The organism is Curtobacterium sp. VKM Ac-2865, from assembly GCF_015350905.1.
Taxonomy (GTDB): domain Bacteria; phylum Actinomycetota; class Actinomycetes; order Actinomycetales; family Microbacteriaceae; genus Curtobacterium.
The window spans coordinates 161,803-173,304 of sequence record NZ_JADKRZ010000005.1 but is presented as its reverse complement, the minus strand read 5'-3'; the positions used below and the strand labels follow the sequence as shown (position 1 = coordinate 173,304).

The 11,502-nt window shown below is 71.3% G+C and carries 11 protein-coding genes; 4 read left to right on the top strand and 7 right to left on the bottom strand.

Annotated elements, in window-relative coordinates; all coding sequences use genetic code 11:
• Positions 1 to 22: 22 nt before the first annotated feature.
• The 4 genes from ITJ54_RS13380 to ITJ54_RS13365 are packed head-to-tail and all read right to left on the bottom strand — an operon-like array spanning position 23 to position 4,565.
• Positions 23 to 1,396: a glycoside hydrolase 5 family protein gene (locus tag ITJ54_RS13380; RefSeq protein WP_194629043.1), complete on the bottom strand. Its 1,374-nt coding sequence runs from the start codon at positions 1,394 to 1,396 to the stop codon at positions 23 to 25.
• Positions 1,396 to 2,361 (bottom strand): carbohydrate ABC transporter permease, encoded by a 966-nt coding sequence (locus ITJ54_RS13375; RefSeq protein ID WP_228509408.1) that lies wholly within the window; start codon positions 2,359 to 2,361, stop codon positions 1,396 to 1,398. Before ITJ54_RS13375 ends, ITJ54_RS13380 begins: the two co-directional genes overlap by 1 nt.
• The gene (locus tag ITJ54_RS13370; protein WP_194629042.1) at positions 2,358 to 3,236 is read right to left on the bottom strand and encodes a carbohydrate ABC transporter permease; all 879 of its coding nucleotides are present in this window, start codon (positions 3,234 to 3,236) and stop codon (positions 2,358 to 2,360) included. Before ITJ54_RS13370 ends, ITJ54_RS13375 begins: the two co-directional genes overlap by 4 nt.
• A 36-nt stretch (positions 3,237 to 3,272) precedes the next feature.
• Positions 3,273 to 4,565, bottom strand: coding sequence for an ABC transporter substrate-binding protein (locus ITJ54_RS13365; protein ID WP_194629041.1), 1,293 nt, complete (start codon positions 4,563 to 4,565; stop codon positions 3,273 to 3,275).
• Between the two features lie 136 nt (positions 4,566 to 4,701).
• Here ITJ54_RS13365 and ITJ54_RS13360 point away from each other — a divergent pair, with 136 nt between their 5' ends.
• Positions 4,702 to 5,733 (top strand): LacI family DNA-binding transcriptional regulator, encoded by a 1,032-nt coding sequence (locus ITJ54_RS13360; RefSeq protein WP_194629039.1) that lies wholly within the window; start codon positions 4,702 to 4,704, stop codon positions 5,731 to 5,733.
• Positions 5,734 to 6,706: 973 nt separating this feature from the next.
• On the opposite strand, the gene ITJ54_RS13355 is transcribed toward ITJ54_RS13360, so the two are convergent.
• Positions 6,707 to 7,585: a helix-turn-helix domain-containing protein gene (locus ITJ54_RS13355; RefSeq protein ID WP_194629037.1), complete on the bottom strand. Its 879-nt coding sequence runs from the start codon at positions 7,583 to 7,585 to the stop codon at positions 6,707 to 6,709.
• Between the two features lie 63 nt (positions 7,586 to 7,648).
• On the bottom strand, positions 7,649 to 8,242 hold the full coding sequence (locus tag ITJ54_RS13350) for a hypothetical protein (RefSeq protein ID WP_194629035.1): 594 nt from the start codon (positions 8,240 to 8,242) through the stop codon (positions 7,649 to 7,651).
• Between the two features lie 92 nt (positions 8,243 to 8,334).
• Here ITJ54_RS13350 and ITJ54_RS13345 point away from each other — a divergent pair, with 92 nt between their 5' ends.
• The 3 genes from ITJ54_RS13345 to ITJ54_RS13335 are packed head-to-tail and all read left to right on the top strand — an operon-like array spanning position 8,335 to position 11,353.
• Positions 8,335 to 9,792, top strand: coding sequence for a sensor histidine kinase (locus ITJ54_RS13345; protein ID WP_194629033.1), 1,458 nt, complete (start codon positions 8,335 to 8,337; stop codon positions 9,790 to 9,792).
• A gap of 53 nt (positions 9,793 to 9,845) precedes the next feature.
• The gene (locus tag ITJ54_RS13340; protein WP_071270657.1) at positions 9,846 to 10,508 is read left to right on the top strand and encodes a response regulator transcription factor; all 663 of its coding nucleotides are present in this window, start codon (positions 9,846 to 9,848) and stop codon (positions 10,506 to 10,508) included.
• Positions 10,505 to 11,353 (top strand): EamA family transporter, encoded by an 849-nt coding sequence (locus tag ITJ54_RS13335; protein ID WP_194629031.1) that lies wholly within the window; start codon positions 10,505 to 10,507, stop codon positions 11,351 to 11,353. The genes ITJ54_RS13340 and ITJ54_RS13335 overlap by 4 nt, the downstream gene beginning before the upstream one ends.
• On the opposite strand, the gene ITJ54_RS13330 is transcribed toward ITJ54_RS13335, so the two are convergent.
• A complete protein-coding gene (locus ITJ54_RS13330) occupies positions 11,326 to 11,478 on the bottom strand; it encodes a hypothetical protein (protein WP_194629029.1) in 153 nt (50 codons plus the stop codon). The two genes, ITJ54_RS13335 and ITJ54_RS13330, sit on opposite strands and share 28 nt — an antisense overlap.
• Positions 11,479 to 11,502 lie beyond the last annotated feature (24 nt).

The following is an 11,502-nucleotide window of genomic DNA, read 5'->3' as shown; positions in this document are numbered from 1 at the left end:
GCCTTCCGGGGGCTGGGGAGGGTCAGGGCATGGTCGCGGGGTGCGCGACCGAGATCGGGGTGTGTCGGGTGCTCGCGTCGAGGTCGGTCGGCACGTCCATCGTGCTCGTCACCCCGCGGGCGGCCAGCAGGTCCGTGTCGCCGAGCCGGGAGCGCAGGACGACCTGCGGGCCGACGCCGTGCTCCTCGGCGACGGCGAGCCACGCGGCGGCGAAGCGTCCGCCGGGGGCGCAGTCGGCGCGGACACCGCCCCGGGGTGCGCCGTCCGGGGCCACGTCGTCGAGCACGAGCCCGACGCTCGGCGCGGTCGACGCCGGGGACGCGCCGTTGCCGAACGCGGACGCCATGGCACGGAAGCGCTCCCCCGTCGGCTTCACGCGGCCGTCGTTCGTCAGCAGGCCGAGGTCGTACTCGAGCTCCGGGAAGTCCGCGAGGGACCGGGACACGTCGTGGGAGCACCACCACGTGACGCCGAGCAGGTGCTGCACGTCGAGGGCGTGCCGGATGGTCTGCTCGGTGAAGGACGGTGCGTCGGCGACGTCGACCACGTTCGTCGGGGCACCGACCTCCTGCAGCCAGTTCGGCCGGGCGGCGTCGCGGTTCCAGGCGGCGGCGAGCTGCAGCAGGTACTCCCCGTGCCGCACGGACCCGGCGCCCAGGGCACCGTGCACCGCAGCCGAGCCGTTGAACACCCACGAGTGCGTGACGGTGGCGTCGCCGTGGTCAGCCGCGTGCTCCGGCCCGAAGGGCTGGGCGTCGTCGTACCAGGCGGCGTCGTACTGGGCGACCGTCACCAGGGGTGCCGGGGCCGACCCGCTGCCGGGGGCGACCGGCGCGTCGGAGCTGCTCCGGGCCTCCCGGCCGGCGGATGCCAGCCCGGACCGGGCCGCGGCGACCATCGCCGCTGCCCACGCGTGTCCCTGCTCCGCCGTGATCGCGTGCGGGGCCGGGTGCGGGGCGTGGGCGAACTGGTTGACCTCGTTGCCGATGGTGATCCCGAGCAGGTTCGGCCGGTCGGCGACCGCCGCGGCGAGGGCCTCGACGTACGCGGCCGTGGACGCGACGACGTCGGGGTCGGTGAACATGTTGCGCCGGTGCCACGAGTCGAGCCAGGACGGCAGGAAGTCGAAGCTCGACAGGTGGCCCTGCAGGGCGTCGACGTTGACGTCGAGGCCGAACGACGCCGCGATGTCCACGACCCGCGCCACGTCGGCGAGCGCCTGCGGCCGGATGAGCGTCCGGTTCGGCTGGACGACCGGCCAGAGCGGGAAGACCCGCACGTGGTCGGCGCCGAGTCCCGCGATCGCCTCGAGGTCGCGTGCGGTGTCGTCCGCCGAGAAGTCGAGCCAGGAGTGGAACCAGCCGACCGACGGTGTGTAGTTGACGCCGAACCGCATCAGCCCTTCACGCCGCCCTCTTCGACGCCCTTGAAGAAGAAGCGCTGCAGGACGGCGAAGATCACGGCGATCGGGATGAACGCGATCATGGTGCCGGCCGCGATCAGGCGTTGGTCGGTGCCGAACGTGCCGCGCAGGTACTCGAGCCCGACGGTCAGCGTCAGCTTGTCCGGGGACTGCAGGACGATGAGCGGCCAGAGGAAGTCGTCCCACGCGCCGATGAAGGCGAAGATCGCGATGACGGCGATCGTGCCCTGGACCGCGGGCAGCGAGATGTACCGCAGCCGCTGCCAGGCGTTCGCGCCGTCCATCACCGCGGCCTGGTCGATCTCCTCGGGGATCTGCCGGAACGCGTTGAACATGAGCAGCACGTTGAGCGCCGCGATCATGCCGGGCAGGGCGACGCCGACCAGGTTGTCGGCGAGGCCCAGGTCCTTGACGGTGACGAACTGGGAGATGATCGTCGCCTCGCCGGGGAGCACGAGCGTGGCGAGGAACAGGCCGAGCACGGCCTTGCGGAAGCGCCACTGCAGCCGGGCGAGCGCGAACCCGGCGAGGGTCGCGAACACGATGTTCCCGATGACGTCGATCGCGGCGACGATGAGCGAGTTGCCGATGTAGCCGAACACCGGGATCGCGTCGCCCACCCGGAGGTAGTTGCCGATCGTCGGCTGGCTCGGGATGAACGACGGGTTCGCCGTGTAGATGTCCTCCCCCGGGCCCTTGAGCGAGGTGGAGAGCTGCCAGAGGAACGGGCCGATCGTGATGAACAGCACCACGATGAGCAGGACGTAGCGGATGGCCTTCTCGCGGGTGGACATGACGCCCCAGACCACGCGGCGTCGCTTGCGGGGCGGCCTGGAGGCTCCCCCTCCGCCCGTCGCGCCGGTCACGTCCGGCGTCGGGCTGGCTGTGCCCTGCACCCCGCCGAGGGTCGGTTCGCTGGTGTCGGTGGTGTTCGTCATCGGTCCGCCTTGCTGTTCATCCGCGCGAGGGCGAGCATCGGGATGAGCGTCACGGCGAAGAGCAGGAGGCTCAGCGCGGACGCGTACCCGAGGTTGCCGGTGAACCCCCGTGCGTACTGCTGGATGAGCATGACGAGGGAGTTGTCCTGACCGCCGGGGCCGCCCGTCCCGTTCGTCAGGATGTAGAGCTCGCTGAACACCCGGAGTGCACTGACGCACACCAGGATCCCGACGAGGGTCAACGTGCCGCGGACGCCGGGCATCGTGACCGACCAGAAGCGGCGGACGGAGCCGGCGCCGTCGAGTGCCGCTGCCTCGTGCAGCTCCTTGCCGACGTTCCCGAGGGCCGCCAGGAAGATGATCATGTAGTACCCGAGGCCCTTCCAGACCGTCAGGCTGATCGCGCTGAACAGCAGCAGCCACCGGTCGGTCAGGAACGGGATGCTGCCCTGCGCGATGCCGAGCGACTGCACCATCTCGTTGATGACGCCGCGGTCGTCGAGGATCCAGTTCCAGATCAGCCCGACGACCACCGCGCTGGCGATGACCGGCGTGTAGTACGCCGTGCGGAAGAAGGCGATGCCGGGCAGCTTCTGCTGCACGAGCACGGCCATGAGGAGCGGGAGGACCGTCAGGAGCGGCAGGCAGATCGCCATGTAGATGACGCTGTTGAGCAGCGCCTCCCACACCTGCGGGTCGGCGAGCAGGGTCTCGAAGTTCTGCAGACCGACCCAGCGGCTGACCCCGCCGAGCGGGCTGGCGTTGGTGAACGACAGCCGGACGGTGTTGATCGACGGCCAGAGGCTGAACGCGACCAGCCAGACGAGCGCCGGCAGGACGAGCAGCCACGGGGTGAACCAGCGGTTGGCGCGCATGGCGATCCTCCCTCTCTCTTGTTCTCGGGGACCGGATCAGCCGTTGGCGAGCAGCGTGTTCATCTTGGTCTGGGCCGTCTGCAGCGCCTTCTCGGGGCTCACGCCGCCCTTCATCGCCAGCGCGATCTGCTGGTCGAGGAAGTCGGTCATGGCCGAGTTGGCCTCGACCGGGTTGAGGTTCTTCGCCGTCTTCAGCGCGTCGTTCGCGAGCACGCGGGCCTTGCCCTCGACCGTGCCGTCGTCCTTCGAGAAGAACGAGTCGGACTGCGACGAGGTGGTCGACGGGAAGATGTTCACCAGGTGTGCGAAGGCCTCCTGGTTCTTCGCGTTCGTCATGAAGGACGCGAGCGCCTCGGCCGTGGCCAGGTGCTTGCTCTTCGCCGAGACACTCAGGCCCTGCACGTACAGCGGCGGGTTGTCCAGCGCCGGGGAGACGACGATGTTGCCCTTGAGCGACGGGTTGTTCTTCTCGAAGTCCGTGATCGCGGTGGCGCCACCGGTGGTCCAGGCGACCTTGCCCTGGGTGAACAGCGTCGAGTTGCCGAGGTAGTCGGTGTTCAGGACCGACGAGGGCATGAGGCCGTCCTTGTAGGCCTTGGCGTACTTGCTGATCAGGTCGGCGGCCTTCGACGAGTTCGCGAAGGTGAACTTCGTGCCCTTGTCGTTGATGATCTTCACGCCGGCGAGCGAGAAGTCGCTGAGGCCGGGCTTGCGGCTCATCAGGTAGTCGTCGGGGCACTTCTGGTGCATGGTCTCGGCCTGCGTGAACAGCTCGTCGGTCGTCTTCGGCGGGCTGGCCGGGTCGAGACCGCACTTGGTGAACATCGTCTTGTTCCAGTAGTCGATGTCGGTGTTGAGGTACCAGGGGTACCCGAAGGTGCCCTCGACGTCCTTGTAGTTGTAGGCCGCGAGTGCGCCCTTGACGTAGGTGCTCGAGAGCTTGCTGTCGTCCTTCGCGACGTCCTGCAGGAACCCGCGCTTGGCGAGGGGCAGGGCGATGTCCGGCGGCAGGTTGACGACGTCCGGCAGCGAGTTCGACGAGGCCTGGCTGAGGACCTTGTCCGCGTAGCCGTCACCCGGCTGGTCGACGAGCTTGACCTTCGCCTCCGGGTACTTCTTCTCGAAGGCCTTCACGACGCCGTTGAGGTAGTCCGTGTAGCTCGGTGTGAGGGCCCACGTCTGCAGGGTGATCGAGCCGGAGACGTCGTCGCCGCCGTTGCCCGAGGAGCTGCCACCGGCCGAGCAGCCGGTGAGTGCGAGTGCCGCGGCTGCGACCCCCGCGAGGACCGCGACGGCGCGTCCCGTCGTCGTACGTGTGGTGGTTCTCATCGCTGCGGACTCCTTCGTGCGTGCGGATGGTCGTGCGCGTCGCCGACGGTCCTGCGGTGCTGAACCGGTTCAGTTCCGACGGCCGGACGACTGTGTGACGCCGACTATCGACGACTAAAGCGCTATAGTCAAGTGCATGGCCAGCAAGCGCCGGACGACCATCGCCGACATCGCCGCGAAGGCCGGCGTGTCCATCAGCGCCGTCTCGTTCGCCCTCAACGACCGCCCAGGAGTGTCCGCCGCGACCCGGGAGCGCGTCCGTGCCGTGGCCCGCGAACTCGACTGGCAGCCGCACACCGCGGCACGTGCACTCGGCGGCGCGAAGGCCGGTTCGATCGGCTTCGTGCTGAACCGTCCGGCTCGCACGCTCGGCACCGAGTCGTTCTTCGGCGACCTGATCTCCGGCATCCAGCTCGGGCTCGCCGGCACCCACGTCGGCATGACCCTGCTCGTCGCCCGCGACGCCGACGAGGAGCTGCAGACGTACCGCGACTGGTGGAACGGGCACCGGGTCGACGGCGTGATCGTCATCGACCCGCGGCACGACGACGCCCGGCTCCGGCTGCTCGACGACCTCGGCATGCCCACCGTCGTCGTGGGCTCGCACCCCTCCCCTCCCGGGGCCGCTCCGACGGTCTGGATCGACGACTCCGCCGCCACCACCACGGTCCTCCGCTACCTGCACGCCCTCGGGCACCGGCGCATCGCGCACGTCGCCGGGCGGCCGGAGTTCGAGCACACGGCGATGCGCATCGACCGGCTGCGCGACTTCGCCGCTGCCGAGGGGCTCGACGCCGCCGAGTCCATCCCGACCGACTACTCCGCCGAGAACGGTGCGGCCGCCACCCGGGACCTGCTCTCCCGCAGCGTCCGCCCGACCGCCATCGTGTTCGACAACGACGTGCTCGCCGTCGCGGGCCTCGGCGTCGCGAGCGAGATGGGCGTGCGCGTGCCCGCCGACGTCTCGATCGTGTCGTTCGACGACTCCGCGATGATCCGGCTGGTGCGGCCGGCGATCACCTCGCTCACGCGTGACACCGTCGAGCTCGGGCAGCGCGCCGCCACCCTCCTGCGCGCGCAGATCGACGCCGACGACCCGCTGCCGTCGCTGCCCGGCCCGCTGCTCACCCTGAGCGTCCGCGAGTCGACAGGCCGCATCGCCCACTGACGCGGTCCACCCCCGCGCCCGACCACCGCCCCGGCCCAGCTCGGTTCGGTTCGGTTCGGCCGTTTCGGTTCGGTTCGGCAGTTTCGCGTTTCGGTCGTGACGGATCTGGTCGGCGATCCTCGGGAATCGAGAACCGGATCCGTCACAGCGCAATGTGAACGTCGGGCTGAGAGGGGTACGAGGGATCCGAGCAACCGACGTCCGGACCACTTCCCGGTGCACGCGCGCACCGCCCCTTGAGCGCACCTGCCCGCAGCGCACCGACAGTTGGCCACACCGACCCGCCCATCCCGTCTCGTCCGACTGACTCTCCCCGTGCCGCCCGTTCCCGGTGCTCCGTTCTTGTTCCCGGTGCTCCGTTCTTGTTCCCGGTGCTCCGTTCTTGTTCCCGGCTCCCCGCTCACCGCTCCCCACCCGTTTCGCTGTGCGTTCGTGACGGATCTGGTCGGCCATCCTCGGGGATCGCGAACCGGATCCGTCACGCCGGAAACGGAACTCCACGCGGGGCGGGAACCGGCGACCGGACGGCCGGCCGGCGCACCCGCCCGGGGACACCTGGCAGCCACCGACCGCCGTTCGCTCCCGCTGACCGTGGCCATGACACCCGTTCGCTGACACCCGTCCCCTGAAATTCGGGTCCGCACCCGCGCCCGCACCCGTCCCAGTTTCGCGTCTCGTTCGGTGACGGATCCGGTCGGTGCTCCTCGGGGATCGCGAACCAGATCCGTCACGGCGGAATCAGGACTCCACGCGGGGGCCGGGGGGCGGAGGCCATCGCGTCTCGTTCGGTGACGGATCTGGTCGGCGATCCTCGGGGATCGCGAACCGGATCCGTCACGGCGGAAACGGAACTCCAGTTCCCGGGCGGAGATGGGCGCGGAACAGACCGGCGGCGGTGGGCGCGGCGGCCCGACCGGCGGCGGTGGGCGCGGCGGAACAGACCGACGGCGTCGGGTCGGGCCGCCCGGATCCGTCACAGCGGGACCAGGAGGTCCGGGGGTGATCGGTCGAGCCGCGAGGTCGTCCGCTCGACCCGCCGGAGGACACGGCGCATCGCGGCGACGGACGGGTACCCGTGGTCGGCGGCCACGCGGTCGGGCGGCGTGCCGGCCGACAGCGCTGCGCGGACGGGCAGCGTGCGGAACCACCGGGTGAACTCGTCGGGGGTCAGGCCGGTGGTGGCGCGGAAGCGGCGCAGCAGCGTCGACGGGGACACCCCGGCCAGGGCTGCGAGCTCGGGGACGGTCGGGGGCGTGGTGGCCTCGAGGTCGGCGATCGCGTTGACCGCCCGCGTCAGGCTGTTGTCCCGCAGGACCGGCGGACGCCAGGCGCTGAGCACGGTGAGGACGAGCATCCGCGCGAGGGCGTCCTGGTACGGGCCAGGCCAGCGGCGGTGTCCCTGTTCGTCGAGGTGCTCCAGGGTGCGGCGGAGGTCGTCGCCGGGGTCGGGACGCCACACGGTCGTGCAGCAGTCCGGCAGCGCGAGCGCCTCGGGCATGAGCGGTCCGAACGCAGCCGTGCCGTGGTGCACGCCCGTCAGCACCATCGCGACGCCGAGGCCCCAGTCCGGACACGTGCCGGAGACGGTCGGTGGCGGGTGGGGGTGCTGGTCGGTGCCGACCCAGGCCGCTGCACCGGGCGCGAGGAGCGCGGCCGTGCCGCGCTCCAGGCGCTCGCGCTCCTCGCCGCGGCCCACCCAGACCGGCTGCGACCGGGTGGCGACCCAGACGTGGTGATCGCGGTCCGTCGGGAACCGGTGGGTCCAGGCGGAGCCGGGGTCAGCCTCCAGTTCGGCCGTGTGGGCCACGTCGAGACCGACGGCGCCGATCAGGGTGCGGAGCGCATCAGCCATGCACCCAGCGTGACGGGCCCGCGAAGACCCTGGACGGGCACGGGGTGATCTGTGGAGAGCGGGTCAGCGCACCTCGGCTGTGGACCAGAGGTACCGGGCGCCGGCACCGACGGGGCGGAGCAGCGGTCCGACGAAGAGCAGGGCCGCGGTCAGGAACGCGACGGTCTGTCCGAGCGCCGGGAGCGTGACGAGCACGTCGAGGAGTCCCTCGGACGCATCCGGGCTCGTCCCGAACCACAGGGAGAAGCCACCGACGAGCCACACGGCGGCGGCCACCGCGATCACCCAACCGGCGACCCGCGACGCCCCACGACCGCGACGGGCGACCATCACGCCGAACGCGACGGCCAGCGCCTGGGACGCGAGCGTCAGGATCGACGAGACCGCGAAGGACGCTCCACCGAGGGGCAGCCACCCCAGCGCGAAGCACAGCACCGAGAGGGCGAACCCGAGCGTGACCCGGTCGCGTCGGCGTCGGGCGGCGAGGGCGACCACGACCGCAGCGAGGCCGCCGACGACGGCCCCGACGATGAGCACGGGTGGTTCCAGGTACCACTGGGTGAGGAGCACGAGACCGACCACCCCCGAGAGCGCCGGTGCGAGCGCTGCCACCACCCCGGCGAGCGCGGTCCACTGTTCCTGCCTGTGCGTCGTCATCGACCCCATGGCACCAGGGTAGGGCTAACCCCACCCGGAGTCCGGGAGGGGGCAGGATGGGGTGGAGCGTCGGACCTCGCGATGCTGGATCCATGACCGACACCGACCGTCTCGACCTGGCCACCACCGTGCCGTTGGACGACGCCGTACCACCCGGAGCCACGAAGCCCATGCCCGAGCAGCCCGTCACGAGCACCGGTGCTGACGACGTCCCGCCCGGCATGAGCGCACGGGAGTTCTACCGCCACGCCTGGCGCCGGTTCCCCCGCGACTTCGGGTACATGGCCCTGACGGCGGTGCTGCTCTGCACGCTCTACTTTGCGTTCCCCGCGGCGGTGCTCGGCGGCGGGTTCCGCGACCTGTTCAACCCGTTCGTGCTGCTGATGTTCTTCATCGCGCTGTTCATCGCGCGGTGGCTCGGACAGTTCGAACGGCTGCGCATCTCGTGGGCGGACCCGCGGCCGATCCGTCCGGTCGACTGGACCCCGCGCTGGCAGCAGAACTGGTGGACGCGGACCGGCTCGGCCGTCGCGAACCCGCACTACTGGCTGTACCTGCTGCACGCGGCGGTCGTCTACCCGTTGGCCGCCCTCGTCACGGTCGGTGCCGGTGCGCTCCTGGTCGTCGGCTTCTTCGGGCCGTTCGTCGCCGGCTTCACGGCCCTGCGGTTCGGCTGGCAGGTGAACCAGTGGCTGATGGTGAACAGCATGGACCAGGGCTGGGCGTGGGGCCTCGGCTTCGCAGCGTGCGTCGTGAGCGTGGTGGCCTCGGTCGTGCTCCTCCCGCTGTGGTCCCGCGGGTCGGTCACCGCGCACTACTGGATCGACTTCGGGCTGCTCGGTGGCTTCCGCGCCGAGGTGCTCGAGCAGCGCGTGGCCGGGCTCCAGGCCTCCCGCGCCGGAGCCGTCACCGCCGAGGGACAGGCGCTCCGCCAGATCGAGCGCGACCTGCACGACGGCCCCCAGCAGCGGCTCGTCCGGCTGCGGATGGACCTCGCGGCTGCCGAGCGGCAGTTCGACAAGGACCCGGCGGCGTCGAAGCAGCTCATCGCCGAGGCGTCCGAGCACGCCAAGGACGCCCTCGACGAGCTCCGGGCGCTGTCCCGCGGCTTCGCCCCGCCGATCCTGCTCGACCGTGGGCTCGTCGCCGCCCTCGAGGCCCTGGTCGCCAGGACCCCGATCCCCGTCGGCCTCGACGTCCGCCTGCCCGACGGGCTGCAGCTCGCGACCGAGATCCAGCGCAACGTGTACTTCACGGTGTCCGAGCTCTTGACGAACACGACGAAGCACGCCGGCGCCTCGACGGCTGGTGTGTACCTCGGGCTCTCCGTCGACGCCTCCGGTGTCTGGTACCTCATGGTCAGCGTCACGGACGACGGCGTCGGTGGTGCGAGGACCCGCGAGGGGCACGGCATCCAGGGCCTGATGGGGCGGATGCAGTCCCTCGACGGCGAGCTCACGGTGTCGAGCCCCGCCGGCGGCCCGACCGAGGCCACCGCGCGGATCCCGCTCGGCGCGCTGAACGGCGTCCCGACGCCCGCCGCACGATGACGACGGTGCCCTCCGCACGATGAGGACGGTGCCCTCCCACTAGGGTGGTGAGCATGACCGACGGCCCGGATGCAGCACGCATCCGGGCCGTCGTCGTCGACGACGCCGTCCTGATCCGCGAGGGCCTGTCCCGCGTCCTGCTCGAGGCCGGCATCGACGTCGTCGCGCAGTACTCCGACGCGACGTCGTTCCTCGCGACGCTGCCGGATGCCGCCCCCGACGTCGTCGTGATGGACGTCCGGATGCCGCCGACGTTCACCGACGAGGGCGTCCGCGCCGCCGTCGAGACCCGACGCCTGGCACCGGGCACCGGAGTGCTCCTGCTGTCGCAGTACGTCGAGGCCACCTACGCCGAGGACGTCCTGGCATCGGGCACCGCCGGCATCGGCTACCTGCTCAAGGACCGCGTGACCCGGCTCGAGGAGATCGACGACGCCGTGCGCCGCATCGCCGCCGGTGGCACCGTGCTCGACCCCGAGGTCGTGACGCAGCTCATGAGCCGCCGCCGTGACCCGATCGCCGCGCTGACGCCCCGCGAGCGCGACGTCCTCGGGCTGATGGCCGAGGGCCGCACGAACGCCGCCATCGCCCGCGCGCTCGTCATCGGCACCGGCGCGGTCGAGAAGCACGTGTCGAGCATCTTCGCGAAGCTCGGGCTCGAGGACACCGGCGAGGACCACCGCCGCGTGCTCGCCGTGCTCGCCTACCTCGGATGACCCGTGTCCCGGCGCCGCTCCTGGCGTTCGCCGCGATCGTCTCCGTGCAGCTCGGCGCCGCGGTCGCGAAGACCCGCTTCGACGAGGTCGGCTCGGTCGGGGCGGCGACGCTCCGCCTGGTGATCGGTGCGGTCGTCCTCGCCCTGGTCGTCCGCCCCCGTGTCCGGCACTGGGACCGCGCCCGGTGGACCGCCGCCGTGCTGCTCGGGCTGGCACTCGGCGGCATGAACGTCTTCATCTACCTGGCGTTCGCGACGATCCCGATCGGTGTCGCCGTGACGATCGAGTTCCTCGGGCCGCTCGCCCTCTCGCTCGCGCACACCCGCCGCTGGCGTGACGTCCTCTGGGCGGTGCTGGCGCTCGCCGGCGTCGTCCTCCTCGGCGTCGGCCCCTCCGCCGTCACCGCGCTCGGGGGCGTGGCGTGCGCGGTCGCCGCCGCGGCGTGCTGGGCCGGGTACATCGTGATGAACCGGCACGTCGGCGCGCTCATCCCGGGCGTCGACGGCCTGGCGGTGTCGATGCTCGTCGCGATGGTGGTGTCGCTGCCGTTCGGCCTGCACACCGCGGTCGACGGCGTCGTGGCCGACCCGATGCTGCTCGTCGTGTTCGGCGCCGTCGCCGTCCTGTCGAGCGTGCTGCCCTACGCGCTCGAGATGCTCGCACTGCGCCGGATGCCGACGCGCGTGTTCGGCGTGCTGCAGAGCCTCGGGCCGGCGGTGGCAGCGCTCGCCGGGCTGCTCGTGCTGCACGAGGCCCTGTCGCCCGTGGAGGTCGTCGCGCTCGCGTGCGTCACCGCGGCGAGCGTCGGCGTGACCGTCTACTCGGCGCGGAGGAAGTCCGCGTAGGTCGGTTCGTGCGCGTCGCCGGAGAGCAGCGAGGGGTCGTTGACACGGCGTTCGACGTAGGCCGCGATGACTTCGGGTGGGGTGAGCACGTGTGCCACCCAGGACGGCACCTCATGACGGTTCACGGTGCCTCCTTCCGGTCTGGACAC